The organism is Aeromicrobium sp. 10G20-16 (assembly GCF_055809665.1).
This window is the reverse complement of record NZ_CM147919.1, coordinates 2,696,483-2,716,362: the sequence shown is the minus strand read 5'-3', so window position 1 is coordinate 2,716,362 and position 19,880 is coordinate 2,696,483. Positions and strand designations below refer to the sequence as shown.

The window sequence follows — 19,880 nt, the reverse complement described above, 5'->3', positions numbered from 1 at the left end:
TCGGTCACAGTGCAGCCAACTGTACCCTTGACGATCGAGCCCGAATTTCGACCAGGAGCCCCTGTGCCCACGTACCAGTACCAGTGCGCCGACTGCGGCGAGGCGTTGGAGATCCACCAGAGCTTCAGCGACGACGCCCTGACCGTCTGTCCTGCCTGCGGCGGCAACCTCCGCAAGGTCTTCAACGCGGTCGGGGTGGTCTTCAAGGGGTCCGGTTTCTACCGCAACGACAGCCGGCCGAAGGACTCGGGGTCCTCGACCTCGACCACCTCCTCGAGCACCTCGGACACCAAGAGCACGAAGCCGGCCGCCAGCACGTCCAGCAGCACCTCGTCCGACAGCTGACCGCTGCGCCTGTGGACGCGCGACGACGCGGCACCCGCATCGTTCCTACAGTCCCGGCATGGACCGCCTGCGCACCGCCCTGTTCGACCACCGCCGCCCACTGGCCGCGGCCTTCGCCGCGCTGGCGGTGCTGGCCGGCCTGCAGTCGCTGCAGCCCGACGAGGCCGGTGGCCAGGTCGTCGTGGCGGCACGCGACCTCGACTCCGGGCACGTGCTCACCCGTGACGACCTCACCGTCGTCTCGATGCCCGCACGGGTCCGACCCGACCACCTGCTCGACGAGTCCGCAGCGCGCGGTCGGCGCGTCGCCGGTCCGATGCGCGCCGGCGAACCCCTCACCGACCGCCGTGTCATCGAACCCCGCAGCCTCGACGGTCACGGCCCCGACGCCGCCCTGACGATGGTGCGGCTCGACGACCCGGTCACCGTCGCCGGGCTGCGGGTGGGCGATCGCGTCGACGTGGTCGCGACGGCTCCCGACGGAGGAGCGGCGCAGGTCGTGGCCGCCGGCGCGACCGTCGCGCTCGTGCCCACCGTCGACGACCGGTCAGCAGGCACCGCTGCCATCGGCGTGGTCACGGATCGCACGGCTGCCCTCGCCCTGGCAGCGGCGGCCCTCGACGCGCAGCTGGGAGTGCTGGTGACCTCGTGACGAGGGGTCCGGGCGGGGATATCGTCTCGAGGAAGACACATCACCTACTCACTCGTTGGGGGCACCCATGCTTCAAGGATTCAAGGACTTTCTCCTCCGCGGCAACATCGTCGACCTCGCAGTCGCCGTCGTCATCGGCACCGCGTTCACGGCGCTGGTCGCGAGCTTCACCGCGTCGTTCATCAACCCGCTGATCGCCTCGGTCAGCGCCGACCCGGGCGGAGGCCTCTCGTTCCAGATCCGCGACGGGAACCCGGACACCACCATCGCGATCGGCGTGTTCATCACGGCGATCGTCACCTTCGCGATCACCGCAGCCGTGGTCTACTTCGCGATCGTCGTGCCGATGAAGAAGATCCAGGAACGACGCGCTGCCGGCATCGAGCCGGAACCGGCCGCCGTGCCCGAGGACATCGCCCTGCTGCGCGAGATCCGCGACGCCCTGGCGAACCGCCCGTAGTCGCCTGCTCAGCCGTGATGGGGCGGCACGTCTCGCAGGAGCTCGTCCTCGCGAGAGGTGCCGCCCTCCTCGTGCCACCCCTCGGGCGTCTCGTCCCGCGACACCTGCGGCTCCACGTCGCCCAACAGCTCGACCGCACGCCGACGACGCCGTTGCTCCGGGGTCTCGGCGGAGGTCATCGTCGGGCGTTGCTGAAGAAGTCCCACATCAGGCCGCTCGCGTCGACCTGGTGACCGGGCCACTGGTGGCCGGAGTCCTCCAGCACGTAGACCGACAGGGCCGAACCGTCGGCGCACCCCCGCCACGCGAAGTGCCGCAGCACACCGGTGGCCGTGGTGGTGGCTTCCCGTGCCGGGCACTTGTCGTGCGCGACCCATTGGGCGACGGTGTCGTCGACCGGTGGCAACGGGCCGATGGCCGTGTCCGCTCCGGTGTAGGGCACCACCGAGTCGCGCAGGCCGTGGAAGTACGCGATCGAGGCCGGCTTGGCGGTGGCGCAGTTCGGTGCGATGTAGGGGCCCGACACGGCCCCGTAGGCGGCGAAGGGGCTGTCCGGGTCGCAGGCGAGTGCCAGCACCAGAGCCGACCCGTTGGAGAAGCCGGCCGCGAACTCGCGATCGGTGGCGACGCAGCCCTCGGCCTGGACGTGGTCGACCAGTGCGCGCGTGAAGCTGACGTCGGAGGCACCGCTGTCGACCGGCGGCCGGAAGTTCCACTCGGCGACGGCGCCGCGAGCCTGCGGGGCGACCACGATGAATCCCTCACGGTCGGCCACCTGCGCCATGCCGCTGGTGCCCATGACCTTCTCGGGCGTGCCACCCAGCCCGTGGAACAGGTAGATCACCGGCGTGCGGGTGGTGCCGTCGTAGCCGGGCGGAACGTGCAGCAGGTAGCTGCGTTCCTGCCCGTCGTGCTCGACCATCTGCGTCGAGGTGCCGACCGGCAGCGGCCTGGCCTGCGTGCACACGCTGGTGTCCGCGAGGGCCGCGTTCGAGGAGTCGGTGCTGTGCCAGATGCCCAGTGCTCCGAGGGCGAGCGCGAGCGCGACGGTCCATCGCCTCAGGCGGACCGCCCTGAACGCGAAGACGGCAGCGGGCATGGTGCACATCCTAAGCGACCGATCTCGTCACCGTTACGCTGACACTCGACGCCCCCGTAGCTCAGTCGGATAGAGCGACCGCCTCCTAAGCGGTAGGTCACAGGTTCGATTCCTGTCGGGGGCACCGAGAGCGGGCGGCACCGCCACGCCGCGCAGCGGCCGCCCGGTGCAGCCGGGTCTCGGTACACGTGACCTGCCAGTCGGGTTGGTCGTGCGGCGCCTGCGTGCACCCACGACAATGAACGGGTGAACATTGCTGCTGCCCTGACCGACGTGGCCGAGGACGCTCTCGGCATGCCCATCCCCGTACGGCTGCGCGCGTGGGACGGGAGCGAGGCCGGGCCGGCCGGCGCTCCCGTGCTCGTGATCCGCCGCAAGCGGGCCCTGCGCCACATCATGTGGAAGCCGGGCGAGCTCGGCGTCGCGCGCGCCTACGTGCAGGGCGACCTCGACGTCGAGGGCGATCTCGGCGACGGACTCCGCACCGTCTGGGCCGCCGTGCGGGAGGCACGCAGCGTCGACGACGACGCCGGACGACCGAAGATCGGTCCGCGGCTGGTGCTGCGCACGATCTGGCTGGCGCTGCGCATCGGCGCCATCGGCCGTCGGCCCGCCGCACCCGCGTCGGAGTCCAACCTCACCGGCGAGCTGCACAGCAAGGAGCGCGACCGCGCCGCGATCTCGCACCACTACGACCTGTCGAACGACTTCTACGAGCTGATCCTCGACCCGAACATGGCGTACTCGTCGGGCTTCCACCGCACGCCGGAGATGACGCTCGAGGAGGCGCAGACCGCCAAGCTGCACCTGATCTGCCGCAAGCTCGGGCTCGAGCCCGGCATGCGCATGGTCGACATCGGCTCCGGCTGGGGATCGCTCACCCTGTTCGCCGCGGAGCACTACGGGGTCCACGTCACGGGCGTCACGCTGTCGTCGGAGCAGCGCGACTTCGTGCTGAAGCTGGCGGCCGAGCGCGGACTGAGCGACCGCGTCAACGTGAGCCTGCGTCACTTCCGCGACCTGTCCGAGTCCGGTGTGCGCGACGGTGAGATCGACGCCATCGCGTCGGTCGAGATGGGTGAGCACGTCGGCGACGAGGAGTACAAGGTCTTCACCGCGGCCATTCACCGCTACCTGCGCCCCGGCGGCCGTGTGGTCATCCAGCAGATGTCACGCAGCAACGAGAAGCCCGGCGACCGTCCCGGCGGCGGCCCCTTCATCGAGACCTACATCGCGCCCGACATGCACATGAAGCCGCTGGCCAAGACCATCGGCCTGATCTCCGCCCCGGGTCTGGAGATCCGTGACGTGCAGGCCATGCGCGAGCACTACCCGCAGACGGTCGCCGCGTGGGCGGAGAACCTGGAGTCCAACTGGAGCACCGCCGTCGCGCTGGTCGGTGAGGAGATGGCACGCGTGTGGCGCCTGTACCTCGTCGGCGGATCGCTGGCCTTCGAGGAGAACCGCATGGGCGTCGACCAGATCCTCGCGGTCAAGCCGTCCGACACCGGTGTCAGCGGCATGCCCGCCGAGCCGCTGGCGTGGCTGCAGTGATCGACAACGACCTGTCCCAGTCCGCGATCACCCTCCTCGGGGGTCTCGGCGCGATCGTCGCGTTCATGGGATTCGGACTTGCCTGGGCCAATCGCCAGCACAAGCTCACCGTGGTCGACACCCTGTGGGGGCTGGGCTTCGTGCTGGTCTCCGTGGTGTCCGCGATCATCTCGCTGGGCGGCGACGGCGACCGGGCGCTGCCGTGGATCCTCGTGGCGATGGTCGCGATCTGGGGCGGGCGTCTGGCCTGGCACCTGCACCGTCGCAACTCCAAGGCCGACGAGGACCCGCGCTACGCCGAGCTCGCCGAGGCCGACGGGCGTCCGTTCGCCCAGGTGGCGCTCATGCGCGTGTTCGTGCCCCAGGGCATCGCGATGTTCCTCGTGGCCACTCCCCTCATGGTGGGCGCGAACAACCAGGAGATCGTCACCCCTCTTCTCGTCGTCGGGCTGGCGGTCTGGCTGCTCGGCTTCGTGTTCGAGTCGGTCGGCGACGCGCAGCTCGCCGCGTTCAAGTCCGACCCGGACAACAAGGGCAAGATCATGGACCAGGGGTTGTGGCGCTACACCCGGCACCCGAACTACTTCGGCGACGCGTGCGTGTGGGCGGGCACCTGGATCGTGGTCGCCGGCTCGCTGCCCGGCCTCCTCACGGTGGTCAGCCCGATCGCGATGACCTTCTTCCTGACCAAGGTCACCGGCGCCTCGCTGAACGAGAAGGGCATGAAGAAGACCAAGCCCGGCTACGACGACTACGTCCGCCGCACCAGCGGCTTCATCCCGCTGCCGCCGAGGAAGTGAGCGCGATCAGCGGGTGACGAACACGTGGCCCGCGGCCTCGGCGTCGATCTCGGCCGTCTCACCCTGACGGGCGACCACGACGCCGGCGCTGCCGGACGAGGCGAGCACGTCGTTGCCGGGCAGCACCCCGACGCGGCGCAGCACCGACATCACCTGGGTGTCGGTCTGCAGCGGCTCGCTGATGCGCCGCACGACGACGCGGACCGGCTCGGTGGTGCCGGCGATGGCCTCGGTGAGGGTGTGGACGCCGTCGAGGAAGTCCACCGGCTCGGGCGCTCCGCCCAGCTCCTCCAGCCCCGGGATCGGGTTGCCGTAGGGCGACTCGGTGGGGTGCTCGAGCAGCTCGACCAGACGCCGCTCGACCTGCTCGGACATCACGTGCTCCCAGCGGCAGGCCTCCTCGTGCACGAACTCGATCTCCAGGCCGATGATGTCGGTCAGCAGGCGCTCGGCGAGGCGGTGCTTGCGCATGACGCGGGTGGCCAGCTGCCGTCCCTTGTCGGACAGCTCCAGGTGGCGGTCACCCTCGACCGTGATCAGACCGTCGCGCTCCATGCGTGCGACGGTCTGGCTGACCGTCGGTCCGCTCTGGTGCAGCCGCTCGGCGATGCGGGCGCGCAGGGGGACGATGCCCTCCTCCTCCAGCTCGTAGACCGTGCGGAGGTACATCTCGGTGGTGTCGATCAGGTCGCTCACACATGCATTCTTCCACGACGTGCACCCACCGTGCCCAGGCGGAAGGATGAGGGACGTGCCGACCTCCGTCATGTGCTTCCGCTCCGACTTCCGACTGCAGGACAATCCGGCTCTCCGGGCTGCGATCGAGTCCGGTCCCGACGGCGTCGTGCCGATGTTCGTGCTCGACGACCACTACTGGGGGCCCAACGGCCGCACGCGCCTGGCCTACCTGATGCGGTCGCTGTCCGACCTCAGCGACCGCGTCGACGGACTCGTCGTGGTGCACGGCAAGCCCGAGGAGAAGGTGCCTCTCGTCGCCCGCGCCGTGGGGGCCGGATCGGTGCACGTCGCGGCCGACTACCAGCCCTACGAGCGAGAGCGTGACGACCGCATCGAGCGCGCGCTCGCCGACGACGGCGTCGAGCTGGTCCGCACCGGATCGTCCTACGCCGTGGCCCCGGGCCGGGTCACCAAGGACGACGGCACGCCGTACCGCGTGTTCACGCCGTTCTACCGGGCGTGGCAGCAGCACGGGTGGCGCGCCCCCGCGCCCGGCGTCCGCTCCGTCCCCTGGATCCGCGCCGACGTGCGCACCACGAAGCTGCCGGACGTGGATCCCCCTGCCGGGGTGACCCTCCCGCCCGTGGGCGAGGAGGCAGCCCGCCGCCGGTGGCACGAGTGGCTCGAGCACGTCGACGCGTACGACGACCTGCGGGACCTGCCGGGTCGCGACCTCACGTCACGGATGTCGGTCTACCTCAAGTGGGGCATGGTGCACCCGCGCACGTTGCTGGCCGACCTCGCCGAACGTCGGTCGAACGGAGCCGCGGCCTACCAGCGCGAGCTCGCGTTCCGGGAGTTCTACGCCGACGTCGTGCTGCACCGGCCCGACACCATCAACGGCTACTACAACACCGACTTCGAGCGCATGACCTACGACGAGCCCGGCGACGACCTGCAGGCGTGGAAGGACGGCCGGACCGGGTTCCCGATCGTCGACGCCGGCATGCGCCAGCTCGCGGCCGAGGGCTGGATGCACAACCGGGTCCGCATGATCGTGGCGAGCTTCCTGGTCAAGGACCTGCACCTGGAGTGGACCGTCGGCGCCGACCACTTCCTGGACCTGCTGGTCGACGCCGACCCGCCGTCGAACCAGCACGGCTGGCAGTGGGTGGCCGGGTGCGGCACCGACGCGGCCCCCTACTTCCGGATCTTCAACCCGATCACCCAGGGCAAGAAGTTCGACCCCGACGGCACCTACGTGCGCCGCTGGGTGCCTGAGCTGCGCGACCTGTCGGACCGGTACGTCCACGAGCCGTGGAAGCTCGACGACCCGCCGGCGGACTACCCGGCGCCGATCGTGGACCATGCGGCCGAGCGCGCGGAGTCGCTGCGGCGATACGCAGAGCTCAAGGACTGACCCCTCGGCGGTAGCGTGCAGGAATGGTCACGATCGAGGGACGGTTCAACGGTCCGGCACGCTCGGGCAACGGCGGCTACGTCTGCGGCCTGATCGCCACGCAGCTGGACGACTCCACCCCCGTCACCTCGACCCTGCGGCAGCCGCCGCCCCTGGACGTCGCGCTCAGCTGGGAGCACGACGGCCAATCCGTGCGTCTGCTGACCGCCGGTGGCGCCCTGGTCGGTGAAGCGAGTCCCGGCACGTTCGCACGCGATGCACCACCGGCACCGACCCCGCAGCAGGCGGCAGCTGGCGAGGCGGCGTACCCCGGACACGTCGCGCACCCGTTCGGCACCTGCTTCACGTGCGGGCCCGATCGCTCCGAGGGCGACGGGCTGCGCGTCTTCACCGGCCCGGTCGAGCCGGGCAGCACGACGGTGGCCGCGACCTGGTCGCCCCATCCCGACCTGCTCGACGCGTCCGGCGCGCTGGCGACGCCGATCGTGTGGGCCGCCATCGACTGCGCGGGAGGCTGGACGGCGGACTTCACGGTGCACCCCACCGTGCTCGGACGGATGACAGGACACGTCCTGCGCACGCCCCGAGTCGGCGAGCCGTGCACGATCACCGGGCGTCTCGACCGGCACGACGGCCGCAAGTTCATCACCAGCACCGCGATGCACGCCGGCACCGAGCTGTTGGCCCGCTCGGAGCAGGTCTGGATCGAGATCGACCCGAGCACCTTCTGACGTCTCACGTCAGACCGACGGGGCGTACATTGTTGCCTCGTGCAACGGCGTCTGGATCTCTCGCGAGTCCTCGCCGACACCCGGCCTCTGCAGAACCGGCACTTCCGGCGGCTCTGGACCGCCAACATCGTCACCGTCATCGGCGCCCAGCTCACGGTCGTGACCGTTCCCGCCCAGATCTACGCCGACACCGGCTCGTCGGTCTTCGTCGGGCTGACCGGCGTGTTCGGACTGGTCCCGCTGGTCGTCTTCGGGCTGTACGGCGGCGCGCTCGCCGACGTCTTCGACCGCCGCACCCTGCTGGTGATCACCACCGCCGGCCTGATCGTCACCAGCGGGCTGTTCTGGTTGCAGTCGTTGCTGGGCAACACCAACGTGTGGCTGCTGCTGAGCCTGTTCGCGGTCCAGCAGGCGTTCTTCGCGGTCAACCAGCCCACCCGCACGGCCATCTTGCCCAAGCTGGTGAGCGCTGAGCTGCTGCCGGCCGCCAACTCGCTGAACATGACCATCGCGATGGCCGGCGGCATCGCCGGGCCGCTGCTGGCCGGCGTGCTCATCCCGTTCACGGGATTCACCTGGCTGTACCTGGTCGACACGATCACGCTGTTCGCCACGCTCGGCGCGGTGATCGGCCTGCCGGCGCTGCCGGTCCTGGAGAAGGTCGTCGTGCCCGGCATCAGCGCCGTGATCGACGGCTTCCGCTACCTGCGCACCCAGCCCGTCCTGCTGATGTCGTTCGTCGTCGACCTGATCGCCATGGTGTTCGGCATGCCTCGGGCGCTGTTCCCCGAGATCGCCAACGTCAACTTCGGTGGCCCTCAGGAGGGCGGTCTGGTGTTCGCGCTGCTGTTCGCCGCCATTCCCACCGGCGCCGTCATCGGCGGCGTGTTCAGCGGATGGGTGTCGCGCGTCGAACGACACGGCCTGGCCGTCGTCGTCAGCATCGTCGTCTGGGGCGTGGCGATGGCGGTGTTCGGCGTCGCCGTCGCGCTGGCGGACCGCTGGGCCACGCCCATGCTGGTGCTCGCCCTCGCGATGCTGGCGCTCGGTGGCGCCGCCGACATCGCGTCGGCGGCGTTCCGCACGAGCATGCTCCAGGCCGCTGCCGACGACACCATGCGCGGACGGTTGCAGGGCGTGTTCACCGTCGTGGTGGCCGGCGGGCCGCGGGTGGCCGACACCGCCCACGGCCTGGCCGCGGCCGGCGTCGGGGCGGCCACGGCCGCAGCCGGCGGCGGGGTGCTCGTGGTGGTCGGCGTCGTCGCGGCAGCCGTGCTGGTGCCCTCGTTCGTGCGCTACCGGGTCACCCGGCCGATCCACGACGGCTGAGCGGTCAGCGGCGCAGCAGCAGCGGGTCGGGGCGACGATCGACGCGGAACTCCCCCACCAGAGCCGAGGCACCCACCGGCCGCGGCGACCGCTGCCGCCACTCGTGGCCCTCGACGTCGAGCGCAGCCACCGTCGGGCGCACCCCGGTGAGGCTGCGGACCAGCAGCACCGGCAGCGCTCCGAGTGCCAGCACGACCAGCACGAGCCACCAGGCGCGTCCGAAGACGTCGTGCAGGACGGTGCCGGCCGCCGCGACGGCCGACCCACCGCCGATGTACAGACCGGCCCACATCGCGGACCCGGCGAGCGAGGCGGGCAGGAAGCGCCGGTACGCCAGGCCCGATGCCCCCGCTGCGGCCGGCGTCAGGGTGCGCACCAGCGGCACCAGCCGGGTGAGGAAGACCGCGGCCCCTCCACGCTGACGCATGAGGTCGGCAGCTCGGTCGTAGCTGCGTCGCCCGACCCGCCCGACGAGCCGCGTCTCGCGCAGCGCGTCCCCGTACCGCCGCCCGAGCAGGTAGCCCACGTGGTCGCCCGACGAGGCTCCCACCGTGACGACCAGACCCAGCAGGACCAGACCAGTCGTGCTGCTGGTCGTGGCGGCCAGCAGGACGACACCCGTCTCACCGGGGATCAGCATGCCGAGGCCGAGCCCGGACTCGGCGAAGGCAAGGCTGAAACCCAGCGCCAACGTGAACGGCAGACCAGTCATGACAGCACGGTCGCGCCCACCGGCGACGACGATCCGACCCGTCGGTGACGCGCGGATGAACTGCTGGCGTCGGCTAGGGCGCGCCCTCGAGCAACGACGCGAGATAGTCGCCGTATGAGTTCTTGGCGTAGCGCTCGGCCTGGCGCTGCAGGCCTGCGTCGTCGAGCATGCCCTGACGCCACGCTGCTTCCTCGGGGCTGCCGATCGACATGCCCTGCCGCTTCTGGACCGTCCGGATGAACTCGCCCGCCTCGGCCAGTCCGTCGAACGTCCCGGTGTCGAGCCACGCCGTGCCGCGGTCGAGCACGTGCACGGCGAGCTTGCCGTCGTCGAGGTAGGTGCGATTCAGGTCGGTGATCTCCAGCTCGCCGCGCGCCGACGGCTCGAGAGCGGCGGCGCGCTCGACCACCGAGGGGTCGTAGAAGTACAGCCCCGGCACCGCGAACTTGCTGCGCGGCTGGCTGGGCTTCTCCTCCAGGGAGATGGCCACGCCGTCCGCGTCGAACTCCACGACGCCGTAGGCCGTGGGGTCGGCGACGCGGTAGCCGAAGATCGCGGCGCCGTCGAGGTCGGCGAACCGTGCCAGCTGGGTGCCGAGACCCGCTCCGTGGAAGATGTTGTCGCCCAGGACCAGTCCCACCGGCTGGTCACCGACGTGGTCGGCGCCGATGACGAAGGCCTGCGCCAGTCCGTCGGGGCTGGGTTGTTCGGCATACGTGATGTCGATGCCGAACTGCGAGCCGTCACCGAGCAGTCGGCCGAATCCGTCCGCCTCGTGCGGCGTCGTGATGATCAGCACGTCGCTGATGCCGGCCAGGATCAGCGTGGACAGCGGGTAGTAGATCATCGGCTTGTCGTAGACCGGGACCAGCTGCTTGCTGACGCCCAGGGTCACCGGGTGCAGTCGCGATCCGGTTCCTCCGGCCAAGATGATTCCTCGCATCCGCCCATCGTAGAGCGGCGCGGGCCCCTCCCCGGCGCGCGGACCGCACTCTAGGCTGGTCCCATGCGCACCCTGCTCGTCACCGGCGGAGCCGGTTTCATCGGCTCGAACTTCGTGCGCCACGTGCTGGAGCACACCGATCTGTCGGTCACCGTGCTCGACAAGCTCACCTACGCCGCGAGCCGCGACTCCCTCGACGGGCTGCCGGCCGACCGGTGCCGCCTCGTGATCGGCGACATCTGCGACGCCCAGCTGGTCGACGACGCGGTCGCCGACCACGACGCGATCGTGCACTTCGCCGCGGAGTCGCACAACGACAACTCCCTGGACGATCCGAGCCCGTTCGTCCAGACCAACATCGTGGGCACCTTCACCCTGCTCGAGGCGGCCCGCCGCCACGACGTCCGGTTCCACCACATCAGCACCGACGAGGTCTACGGAGACCTCGCCCTCGAGGACCCGCAACGCTTCACCGAGTCGACGCCCTACCGTCCCTCGAGCCCGTACTCGTCCACCAAGGCCGGCTCGGACCACCTGGTGGCCGCATGGGTGCGATCCTTCGGCGTCCGGGCCACCATCAGCAACTGCTCCAACAACTACGGACCCTGGCAGCACGTCGAGAAGTTCATCCCGCGCCAGATCACCCAGCTGATCGACGGCCTGCGGCCCAAGGTCTACGGCGAGGGTCTCAACGTCCGCGACTGGATCCACGTCGACGACCACAGCAGCGCCGTGCTGCAGATCCTCACCGCCGGCGAGATCGGCCAGACCTACCTGATCGGCGCCGACGGCGAGCGCAGCAACCGCCAGGTGGTCGCGGCCCTCCTGGAGATCTTCGGGCGCGACCCCGACGACTTCGAGCACGTCACGGATCGCGCCGGCCACGACCTGCGCTACGCCATCGACCCCACGCGTCTTCGCACCGAGCTCGGGTGGGAGCCGGTGCACCGCGACGTCGAGGCCGGACTGGCCGCGACCGTCGAGTGGTACCGCGAGCACGAGCAGTGGTGGCGGCCCGCCAAGATCACCACCGAGCAGTTCTACGCGAGGCAGAACCAATGACCGCGTCACGCCCCACGGGCACCGTGCTGACCTACGGCACCTTCGACCTGTTCCACATCGGCCACCTGAACCTCATCCAGCGGCTCGCGGCCCTGGGCGACCGCTTGATCATCGGGGTGTCCACCGACGAGTTCAACGCCGGCAAGGGCAAGACGTCGGTGGTGTCGTACGAGGATCGTGCTCGCATCATCGAGAACGTCAAGGGCGTCGACCTGGTCATCCCGGAGTCGTCGTGGGAGCAGAAGGCCACCGACATCGTCGAGCACGGCGTCGACGTGTTCGCCATCGGCGACGACTGGCGAGGCAAGTTCGACGAGCTCGAGCGGCTGTGCCGGGTCGAGTACCTGCCACGCACGGACGGCATCTCCAGCACCGAGATCAAGCAGATGCTGCGCGTGCTCGACCCCAGCCACCTGACCGAGATGCAGGACGCCCTCTCGACCATGAGCCGTCTGCTCGAGCACTACCGAGACCTGACGTGAGCGGGTTGTCGATCCACTCCACCGAGATCCCCGGTCTGCGGCTGGTGGATCTCGCGGTCCACGCCGACGAGCGCGGCTGGTTCAAGGAGAACTGGCAACGCGCCTCCATGACGTCGCTCGGCCTGCCCGACTTCGGCCCGGTCCAGCACAACGTCTCGTTCAACGGCCGCGCGGGCACCACCCGGGGCATCCACGCCGAGCCGTGGGACAAGCTGGTGTCCGTCGTGACCGGCGCGGTGTTCTGCGCGTGGGTCGACCTGCGCCCCGGCGACGGCTTCGGGCGTGTGGTCACCGCCGAGCTGGACGAGTCACGAGCCGCCTTCGTGCCGCGTGGGGTCGCCAACGCCTACCAGACGCTGCGTGACGGCACCGCCTACTCCTACCTGGTCAACGACCACTGGTCGCCCGAGGCGGCCTACACGTTCGTGAACCTCGAGGACCCCACGCTCGCCATCGCGTGGCCGCTGCCCCTGACCGAGGTGTCGGCCAAGGATCGCGCCCATCCGCCGCTGGCCGACGTCGACCCGATCGCGCCGATGCGCACCGTGGTGATCGGTGCCGACGGCCAGCTCGGCCGGGCGCTGCGCCAGATCGTCCCGGAGGCCATCTTCCTCAGCGAGGCCGACCTCGACCTCACCGACGTCGCGGCGATCGAGCGCCTCGACGTGTCGGGCGTCGACACGATCATCAACGCCGCCGCCTTCACCGCCGTCGACGCCGCGGAGACGCCTGACGGGCGCCGGCTCGCGTGGGCGATCAACGTCACCGCCGTCGCAGCCCTGGCCCGGTTGTGCCTGCAGCACCGGCTCACCCTGGTCAACGTGTCCACGGACTACGTGTTCGACGGCGAGTCGACCGAGCACGCCGTCGACGAGCCGGTGTCGCCCACGAGCGTCTACGGTCAGACCAAGGCAGCCGGCGAGGCCGTCACGTCGCTGGTCCCCCGCCACTACCTGGTGCGCACCAGCTGGGTCGTCGGCGACGGACGCAACTTCGTGGACACGATGCGCACGCTGGCCCGCGACGGGGTCAGCCCCCGGGTCGTCGACGATCAGGTCGGCCGACTCACCCCGGCCGCGCACCTCGCCCAGGCGATCATCGACCTGCTCCGCACGGAAGCACCGTTCGGCACGCACCACGTGACCGGCGACGGTCCGGTCGAGTCGTGGGCCGACGTCGCACGACGCGTGTTCGCCGAGGAGGGCCGCGACCCTGCGGACGTGATCGGCATCAGCACCGAGCAGTACACGGCCGACCAGGCCGCGTCGGGCCGCGTCGTGGCGCCCCGGCCTCGGCACAGCACGCTGCAGCAGTAGCGGTCAGGGCGCGAGTCGCTCGCGCGTCCAGGCCCCGTCTCGCGCACGGGTGAACCGCAGCCGGTCGTGGTAGCGGCTGGTGCGCCCCTGCCAGAACTCGACGACGTCCAGCGCGATCCGATAACCGCCCCAGGTGTCGGGCCGCACCACGTCGACACCGTCGAAGGTGCGCTCCACGTCGGCGCGGCGCTGCTCCATCTCGGCCCGGTCCGCGATCGGACGGCTCTGCGGCGACGCGACGGCGCTGATCTGCGAGCCGCGCGGTCGCGCCGCGAAGTAGGCGTCGGACTCGGCCGGGTCGACCCGCGTGACGGCTCCCTCGACGCGCACCTGCCGCTGCATCGGGTGCCACAGCATGGTCGCCGCGGCCACGGGGTTGGCCGCCAGCTCGGCACCCTTGCGCGACTCGTAGCCGCTGTAGAACACCAGCCCGCGGGCGTCGAAGCCCTTGAGCAGGACGATCCGCACGGACGGGACGCCACCCGTCGTGGCGGTGGCCAGGGCCATGGCGTTGGGCTCGTGCACCTGCGCCTCGACGGCGTCGCCGAGCCACTGGTCGAACAGGCCGACCGGGTCGGCGCCCCGGCCCGCCTCGTCGAGCTCGCGCTCATCCAGCCCGCCGTCCGCGTAGTCACGCCGCATCCGCGACAGATCGGGGGTCTGCATGCGACCACCGTATCGGTGCAAGGCAGAATGCAAACATGACTGATGACGTAGTGGTGCACCACGGCCTCGAGGGCGTCGTCGCCTTCGAGAGCGAGATCGCCGAGCCCGACAAGGAAGGATCGGCGCTGCGCTACCGCGGCGTCGACATCGACGATCTGGTCGGGCGCGTGCCGTTCGAGAAGATCTGGGGCCTGCTGGTCGACGGAGCGTACGAGCCCGGGCTGCCCCCGGCCGAGCCGTACCCGATCCCGGTGCACTCCGGCGACATCCGCGCCGACGTCCAGAGCGCCATCGCGCAGATGGCCCCCGTGTGGGGACTGCGCCAGCTCTACGACATCCCCACCTCCGAGGAGGTGCGCGACGACCTCGCGCGCACCGCCGTCATGGTGCTGTCCTACGTGGCGCAGGCCGCTCGCGGACTCGGCAAGCCGATGGTGCCGCAGGCCGAGATCGACCGGTGCGACACCATCGTCGAGCGCATGCTGACCCGCTGGCGCGGTGAGGTCAACCCGGACCACGCCAAGGCCATCGACGCCTACCTGGTCTCTGCGGCTGAGCACGGCATGAACGCCTCCACCTTCACGGCACGCGTCATCGCCTCCACCGGCGCAGACGTCGCCGCGGCCCTGTCCGGCGCGGTCGGAGCCATGTCGGGACCCCTCCACGGCGGAGCACCGTCGCGCGTCCTCGGCATGATCGAGGAGGTCGAGAAGACCGGCGACGCCGAGGCGTACGTCAAGAAGCTGCTCGACTCCGGTGAGCGACTGATGGGCTTCGGCCACCGCGTCTACCGCGCGCAGGACCCGCGGGCCCGCACGCTGCGTCGCACCGCCCACGAGCTCAAGGCGCCTCGCGCCGAGGTCGCCGTGGCACTCGAGGAGGCAGCCCTCAAGGAGCTCAAGGAGCGTCGTCCCGATCGCGTCCTCGAGACCAACGTGGAGTTCTGGGCGGCCATCGTCCTGGACTTCGCCGAGATCCCGTCCAACATGTTCACCGCGATGTTCACCTCCGCTCGCACCGCCGGCTGGAGCGCGCACATCCTCGAGCAGTACAACACCGGCCGCCTGATCCGTCCGTCCTCGATCTACACCGGCCCTGCCACCCGCAGCGCCGACGAGGTCGACGGATGGGACGCCAGCTGGTCGGCCTAGCGGCCGCATGCACAAGAAGCCCTCGTGGACGACAGCCGGCGTGGTCGTCGCTGCCTTGATCCTCGGGGTGCTCGCCGTCAGCCTGGTCGTCGGGCTGACGACTCCCGACGGCGTCCTCGACGCCCGACCGGAGGCCACGGCGTCGGCCACGGCGACCCCTGCGCCGGACCCCACCGTCGCACCAGCCGACACCTCGGTCGCCTCGACACCTGATCGCGACCGGGCTCCCGAGTCCCTCGCAGGCGTCTGGCCGGGACGTCCCGGCGCCGTCGTCGTCGACGGCTCCGACGTCGACTGGTGCCCGGCGGTACGGGTCGATGCGTCGGCTGCAGCCCTGGCGGCGTTCGGTCGCGAACGCGTCGAGACCGCCGCCTGCACCGCCGTCGCGTTCGTGTTCGACCACCGCTACTCCCGGCTGTCCCTGCCACGGACCGCGTACCGCGCGGCGAGCTTCGACAGCGTCCTCGCCGAGATCGCGCCGTCCACCGCCCAGACCTTCTACCGGCCGAGGATCGCCGACCTGGTGGCCGCACCCGTCGACTCGCGCGCCTTCGACACCGCCGCCACCCAGCTCGGCCTGGTGCTGCTGCGGTCGGCAGGACCCGGCCACGCGTTCTACGGCCCGCAGCGATCCACCGCCGGCTACGAGGACAGAGCGGTGTGGATCAACCCCCGCTGGTCGACCGTCTCGATCGGGCTCGACAGCTCCAGGTCCTCGCCCCGGCTGTCGGCGAGCTTCACCGCACGAGCATCGCTGCCCGTGTTCTCCACCGACGACCAGCGCGACGACATGATGACCGTGCCGACCCGCGCCCGCTACCTGCTGCGCACCGACGGCGCCGGCTGGGACATCGGCGGCTGGACCGTCACCAGCGGCGACGCGACCTACGCTCCCCTGGCCATCGCCAAGCCCTGATCCGCTCTGCGGCGGCCGCCGCAACGCCGAAGGGTCGGCCGCCACAACGCCGAAGGGTCGGCCGCCGCAACGCCGAAGGGTCGGCCGCCTCCCCCTGAGGCAGCCGACCCTTCGGTCGAACGGAACGTGGCCCAAGCCACCCCCCGATGGGCTTGGACCGGCCTGCGGTGCACCGTTGACCCACACTCTACCCGACAACTAGTTCTTTGTGACTAGTCTTCGATGGTTCTTTTTGATCCACGTGCCGTCACAGGCGGTGACACCGCTCAGCGCAGCATGACCAGCCCGGTGTGGTCGTCGACGGGCAGCTCGTCCACGACCGCCATGACCTCCATCCACTGCAGGTCCACCGCCGCGCCGTGCTGGGACAAGAAGGCCGTCTCCGAGGCGTCCTGGCCCGTGGCGATCCGCAGCAACGACTGCCGCGGCGCCAGTCCGGTGGCGTCCACCACGTGCCACCCGCCGTCCACGTACGCCTCGGCCACCGCGTGGAAGTCCATCGGCGACAGGCCCGGCGCGTACACCGCCGCCAGGCGCGCCGGCGTGTCCAGCGACCGCAGCAGCGCGACCACGAGGTGGGCGTAGTCGCGGCAGATCCCCCGCCGTGCGAGGAAGGCCTTGACCGCGCCGTCGGTGTGCTGACTGACACCGGGCACGTAGGTGAGGTGCCCGTGCACCCAGGTGCCGATGGCATCCATCAGCGGCACGCCCGACAGTCCGGCGAACTCGCTCTGCGCGGTCGCGAAGAGGCTGTCGGACTCGCAGTACCGCGACGGCCGGCGGTACTCGATGATGTCGAGCTCGTCGACGGGCGGGACCTCGGCCTGTCCCACGCAGGTGGCGCGGTAGGTGATCTGGAGGGGACCGGCAGGCGCCGTGAATCGGTGCAGCCGGGTGCCGTGGCGACCCTGGACCACGTGGGCGTCCACCGCGGCACCGTTGGCCTCGATCGTCATCGACTCCTCGGTGGCCAGCCCCTCGGCGACCGCCAGCGACACGATCATGTCCGCCGGCCCGTACGCGTGCAGCTGCAGGTGGGCGGTGACGGAGCGTTCCATGGCGTGATCGTGTCACAGCCCTGCGGGTTCGGCTCAGAGCCGTCGCTCGGTCAGCCGTCGGCGTCGAGCCGGTCCATGACGCCGTCGAGCGCTGCCCGGTGCTGAGCGAAGTCGAACGACCACGAGGAGGTGAAGGCCTCGTGGCTCCAGGCCCCCGGCGGGTGGGGGATGTCGGCCGGTGACCAGAAGTAGTCGAGCCGGCCACCGAGCAACGACGCGAACAGGTGCTCGTTGCGAGCGGTGTAGGTGTCGGAGGAGAGAACGATCAGCTGGGTGAGGTGGCGGGCGAACATCACGTTGAACAGGGCGGACCCCGCGATGCCCGCGACGACCCGAGCCTCCTGCATGACGCCCACCTGGCGCCCCAACGACAGTCGCTCGGGGTAGACGACCTCGAACCCGTGGTCATTGAAGTAGCGCTCGACCTCGGCGAGGTTGTGGGTGCCGCGCTTGCCCTCGGCGCGCGAGACGAAGACCCGCTCAGAGGGATCGCCCGGCACGTCGGCCAGCGCGTCGCCCAGCCGGTGCCACACCCCCTGCATGTCGGGATGGGTGAAGTGCGGCTTCTTGTTGTGCCACATGTTGGTTGCTGCGACCAACGACGAGACCTCGACCGGTCGGCGGACCTCGACCAGGTCCGCCGGGTCGATCCCGTAGGCCGTGAACGTCGCCTCCTCGAACGTGTTCTCGCGCGTGTCGTTGCCCCAGCGCGTGTAGAGCGCCTTGAGGTCGGGCAGGCGCCGCTTGGCCTCGTCCCAGCCCCACAACCGGGACACCACCTCGGTGCAGTGATGGCCGAAGTGGCCCGGGAAGAACGAGTCGAGCAGGTAGAAGTCGCCCTCGAGGCGCTGGCGGGGCTGACGCTTGGCGTCGAGACGTGCGAATCCGGGGACGGACGGCGACATCCGCGGGCTGTCCGGGCCGTGCGCGTAGTACCGGAAGGAGTCGGGCAGGATGACCTGCCCCGCATGGACCATCGATCCGTTGGCCACCACCACCGCACCGGTGTAGTGACGCAGGTGCTGCGTGGGATGGTCGATGGTGCGCAGCAGGCCGATGGGCTCGGGGCCCACGTGATGACTGGTGACCTGGGCACGATGCTCGTACCGACCGGCCGGAAGCTCGGCGAGGACCTCGACCCGGATGCCGTCGCGCCGTCGGGCCAGGACCTGCGTCGCGTCGGCGTGGCTGAGCATCAGGCGGTCCGATCCGGCCTTCTCGACCGCCACCACGCGTCCGGCCCTGCGCACCGTGCCGACGGTGACCGACCAGGCGTCGCCGTCGGTGCTGGCGATCTGCGCGATCCGTCGTCGTACCGCTCGTCCCGCGCTGCGGCTCCGCCCGTGGTGCACGAACACCCCGCCCTCGCGCAGGTGCGGGTGAGCGAGTCGCCAGACCGCCTCCACGCGCTCCTGGGGGACGTCGGTCACGATCACGTCGTGCGGCCCCGTCCGGCGCAGCTGCTCCTCGAGGCCGTCCTCGTCCGAGCAGACGGTGACACGGGTCAGGTCACCCGTGCCCACCGCCGAGACGAGACGGCGAGCTCTGGCCTCCGCGCTGCGGTCCGACCGGCTGACGGAGCGCACGCTAGTGCGGCATCGTCAGCGTCGGCCAGCTGCGCGCCTCCGAGAGGATCGCCTCGCGCCGGTCGGGGTTCGGGTCCTCCCGCTCGGCGACGAGCAGGTCCCAGATCGGCGACGCCAGCACCGTCTCGGGTGCGACCGCCCCGGTGCGGTCGAGCGTCGACTGCGGCGGATCCTGCGGGTCGGGCGCCTGCAGGAAGTCCGACTCCTCAGCCACCAGCTCCTCGGCCCCACGCCAGGACGGGTCCGCGCCGAACACGAGGGCCGTGCCGGTCGGGCGCGTGTTGACGAGGACGACGACGAGGTCCGGACGACGTCGCCGCAGGATCTCGACCACCTTGAACACGTCGCCGGCCCAGGCCCGGGTGGCGCGGTCACGGGCAGCCTCCAGGGCGTTGCGCGGGAGCATGTCGTCGAGCGCGACGACGCCGCTGCTCGACATGGCGGGCTCGACCCCCGCGAAGTCGCGAAGAGCGAACTCCGACAGGTGCATGCCGTCGATGAAGGCGAGGTCGATCGGCACGCCGCGCAGGAACTCATAGGGTGCGGGTCGGGCGAAGAACTCGTCACTGGTGGTCCGGACGAGCTGCACCTCGCAGGCGAGCTCGGCGGTGATCGAGAAGGCTGGATCGATCGCCACCGACCGCGCCCTCGACAGGGCGAGGCTGTCTCCGTTGCGGATCCCGATCTCGACGTAGGTACGCGGCCGCAGACGCTCGTGGACGCCCTGGAGGAAGGCGTAGTGGGTGAGCGTGGCCTTCGGCGCCGGGACGAACGGGTCCGACGGCCGCAGGGTCGAGCTCGTGCTCGCAGGGACCGTCGGCTCCGGGCCCGACAGGCGACGGGCGAGTGCTCGCGTGCGAGCCGGACCGATCGTGGCCCGGAGGGCCGAGCCCACGCGGCTGCGAACTGTCATCTGCGCT

General features: G+C 70.7%; 22 protein-coding genes and 1 tRNA gene. 14 read left to right on the top strand and 9 right to left on the bottom strand.

Going from position 1 to position 19,880, the window contains the following annotated elements; all coding sequences use genetic code 11:
* Window positions 1–63 precede the first annotated feature (63 nt).
* The 3 genes from AC0L5F_RS13870 to mscL all read left to right on the top strand — a co-directional run bounded on the left by AC0L5F_RS13870 (window position 64) and on the right by mscL (window position 1,457).
* Window positions 64–345: an FmdB family zinc ribbon protein gene (locus AC0L5F_RS13870; protein WP_473313999.1), complete on the top strand. Its 282-nt coding sequence runs from the start codon at window positions 64–66 to the stop codon at window positions 343–345.
* A gap of 58 nt (window positions 346–403) precedes the next feature.
* The gene (locus tag AC0L5F_RS13865; RefSeq protein WP_473313998.1) at window positions 404–997 is read left to right on the top strand and encodes an SAF domain-containing protein; all 594 of its coding nucleotides are present in this window, start codon (window positions 404–406) and stop codon (window positions 995–997) included.
* A 67-nt stretch (window positions 998–1,064) separates the two neighbouring features.
* Window positions 1,065–1,457: a large conductance mechanosensitive channel protein MscL gene (gene mscL, locus AC0L5F_RS13860; RefSeq protein ID WP_473313997.1), complete on the top strand. Its 393-nt coding sequence runs from the start codon at window positions 1,065–1,067 to the stop codon at window positions 1,455–1,457.
* An 8-nt stretch (window positions 1,458–1,465) separates the two neighbouring features.
* On the opposite strand, the gene AC0L5F_RS13855 is transcribed toward mscL, so the two are convergent.
* Entirely contained in the window at window positions 1,466–1,636 is a 171-nt protein-coding gene (locus AC0L5F_RS13855; protein WP_473313996.1) for a hypothetical protein, read from the bottom strand.
* A complete protein-coding gene (locus tag AC0L5F_RS13850) occupies window positions 1,633–2,556 on the bottom strand; it encodes a CE1 family esterase (RefSeq protein WP_473313995.1) in 924 nt (307 codons plus the stop codon). Before AC0L5F_RS13850 ends, AC0L5F_RS13855 begins: the two co-directional genes overlap by 4 nt.
* 50 nt (window positions 2,557–2,606) lie before the next feature.
* Here AC0L5F_RS13850 and AC0L5F_RS13845 point away from each other — a divergent pair.
* The 3 genes from AC0L5F_RS13845 to AC0L5F_RS13835 all read left to right on the top strand — a co-directional run bounded on the left by AC0L5F_RS13845 (window position 2,607) and on the right by AC0L5F_RS13835 (window position 4,910).
* Window positions 2,607–2,680: transfer RNA gene (locus tag AC0L5F_RS13845), tRNA-Arg, on the top strand.
* 122 nt (window positions 2,681–2,802) lie between these two features.
* Entirely contained in the window at window positions 2,803–4,110 is a 1,308-nt protein-coding gene (locus AC0L5F_RS13840) for a class I SAM-dependent methyltransferase (RefSeq protein WP_473313994.1), read from the top strand.
* Window positions 4,098–4,910 (top strand): DUF1295 domain-containing protein, encoded by an 813-nt coding sequence (locus AC0L5F_RS13835; RefSeq protein WP_473313992.1) that lies wholly within the window; start codon window positions 4,098–4,100, stop codon window positions 4,908–4,910. The genes AC0L5F_RS13840 and AC0L5F_RS13835 overlap by 13 nt, the downstream gene beginning before the upstream one ends.
* 6 nt (window positions 4,911–4,916) lie before the next feature.
* Here the strand turns inward: AC0L5F_RS13835 and AC0L5F_RS13830 are convergent, their stop codons facing one another.
* Complete coding sequence (locus tag AC0L5F_RS13830) at window positions 4,917–5,606, bottom strand: iron-dependent transcriptional repressor DtxR (RefSeq protein WP_473313991.1); 690 nt, start codon at window positions 5,604–5,606, stop codon at window positions 4,917–4,919.
* Between the two features lie 46 nt (window positions 5,607–5,652).
* Between AC0L5F_RS13830 and AC0L5F_RS13825 the strand changes: the two genes are divergently transcribed.
* The 3 genes from AC0L5F_RS13825 to AC0L5F_RS13815 are packed head-to-tail and all read left to right on the top strand — an operon-like array spanning window position 5,653 to window position 9,068.
* Complete coding sequence (locus AC0L5F_RS13825; RefSeq protein ID WP_473313990.1) at window positions 5,653–7,008, top strand: cryptochrome/photolyase family protein; 1,356 nt, start codon at window positions 5,653–5,655, stop codon at window positions 7,006–7,008.
* A gap of 23 nt (window positions 7,009–7,031) precedes the next feature.
* Window positions 7,032–7,739, top strand: a complete 708-nt coding sequence (locus AC0L5F_RS13820) for a hypothetical protein (protein WP_473313989.1) — start codon at window positions 7,032–7,034, stop codon at window positions 7,737–7,739.
* 39 nt (window positions 7,740–7,778) lie between these two features.
* Window positions 7,779–9,068, top strand: a complete 1,290-nt coding sequence (locus tag AC0L5F_RS13815) for an MFS transporter (RefSeq protein WP_473313988.1) — start codon at window positions 7,779–7,781, stop codon at window positions 9,066–9,068.
* Between the two features lie 4 nt (window positions 9,069–9,072).
* Here AC0L5F_RS13815 and AC0L5F_RS13810 read toward each other — a convergent pair whose 3' ends face one another.
* Both AC0L5F_RS13810 and rfbA read right to left on the bottom strand, forming a co-directional pair.
* Window positions 9,073–9,780: a DedA family protein gene (locus tag AC0L5F_RS13810; RefSeq protein ID WP_473313987.1), complete on the bottom strand. Its 708-nt coding sequence runs from the start codon at window positions 9,778–9,780 to the stop codon at window positions 9,073–9,075.
* Between the two features lie 73 nt (window positions 9,781–9,853).
* On the bottom strand, window positions 9,854–10,723 hold the full coding sequence (gene rfbA / locus AC0L5F_RS13805) for a glucose-1-phosphate thymidylyltransferase RfbA (RefSeq protein ID WP_473313986.1): 870 nt from the start codon (window positions 10,721–10,723) through the stop codon (window positions 9,854–9,856).
* A gap of 63 nt (window positions 10,724–10,786) precedes the next feature.
* On the opposite strand from rfbA, the gene rfbB reads away from it, so the two are divergent.
* From rfbB to AC0L5F_RS13790, 3 genes are read left to right on the top strand one after another with little or no spacing between them, the layout of a single operon-like run.
* Window positions 10,787–11,785: a dTDP-glucose 4,6-dehydratase gene (rfbB, locus tag AC0L5F_RS13800; RefSeq protein ID WP_473313985.1), complete on the top strand. Its 999-nt coding sequence runs from the start codon at window positions 10,787–10,789 to the stop codon at window positions 11,783–11,785.
* Window positions 11,782–12,267 (top strand): adenylyltransferase/cytidyltransferase family protein, encoded by a 486-nt coding sequence (locus tag AC0L5F_RS13795; protein ID WP_473313984.1) that lies wholly within the window; start codon window positions 11,782–11,784, stop codon window positions 12,265–12,267. The genes rfbB and AC0L5F_RS13795 overlap by 4 nt, the downstream gene beginning before the upstream one ends.
* Window positions 12,264–13,583, top strand: coding sequence for a sugar nucleotide-binding protein (locus tag AC0L5F_RS13790; RefSeq protein WP_473313983.1), 1,320 nt, complete (start codon window positions 12,264–12,266; stop codon window positions 13,581–13,583). Before AC0L5F_RS13795 ends, AC0L5F_RS13790 begins: the two co-directional genes overlap by 4 nt.
* Window positions 13,584–13,586: 3 nt before the next feature.
* Here the strand turns inward: AC0L5F_RS13790 and pdxH are convergent, their stop codons facing one another.
* A complete protein-coding gene (gene pdxH / locus AC0L5F_RS13785; RefSeq protein ID WP_473313982.1) occupies window positions 13,587–14,249 on the bottom strand; it encodes a pyridoxamine 5'-phosphate oxidase in 663 nt (220 codons plus the stop codon).
* 35 nt (window positions 14,250–14,284) lie between these two features.
* Between pdxH and AC0L5F_RS13780 the strand changes: the two genes are divergently transcribed.
* Window positions 14,285–15,400, top strand: coding sequence for a citrate synthase 2 (locus AC0L5F_RS13780; RefSeq protein ID WP_473313981.1), 1,116 nt, complete (start codon window positions 14,285–14,287; stop codon window positions 15,398–15,400).
* 7 nt (window positions 15,401–15,407) lie between these two features.
* Window positions 15,408–16,316 carry a hypothetical protein gene (locus AC0L5F_RS13775; RefSeq protein WP_473313980.1) on the top strand — a complete coding sequence of 303 codons (909 nt, stop codon included), beginning with the start codon at window positions 15,408–15,410 and terminating at the stop codon, window positions 16,314–16,316.
* Window positions 16,317–16,582: 266 nt separating this feature from the next.
* On the opposite strand, the gene AC0L5F_RS13770 is transcribed toward AC0L5F_RS13775, so the two are convergent.
* Genes AC0L5F_RS13770 through AC0L5F_RS13760 form a run of 3 tightly spaced genes read right to left on the bottom strand, consistent with a single transcriptional unit; the run spans window position 16,583 to window position 19,873 of the window.
* Entirely contained in the window at window positions 16,583–17,374 is a 792-nt protein-coding gene (locus AC0L5F_RS13770) for a transglutaminase-like domain-containing protein (RefSeq protein ID WP_473313979.1), read from the bottom strand.
* Window positions 17,375–17,424: 50 nt separating this feature from the next.
* Window positions 17,425–18,960, bottom strand: coding sequence for a glycosyltransferase family 61 protein (locus AC0L5F_RS13765; RefSeq protein WP_473313978.1), 1,536 nt, complete (start codon window positions 18,958–18,960; stop codon window positions 17,425–17,427).
* Window position 18,961: 1 nt separating this feature from the next.
* Window positions 18,962–19,873 carry a class I SAM-dependent methyltransferase gene (locus AC0L5F_RS13760; protein ID WP_473313977.1) on the bottom strand — a complete coding sequence of 304 codons (912 nt, stop codon included), beginning with the start codon at window positions 19,871–19,873 and terminating at the stop codon, window positions 18,962–18,964.
* Window positions 19,874–19,880 lie beyond the last annotated feature (7 nt).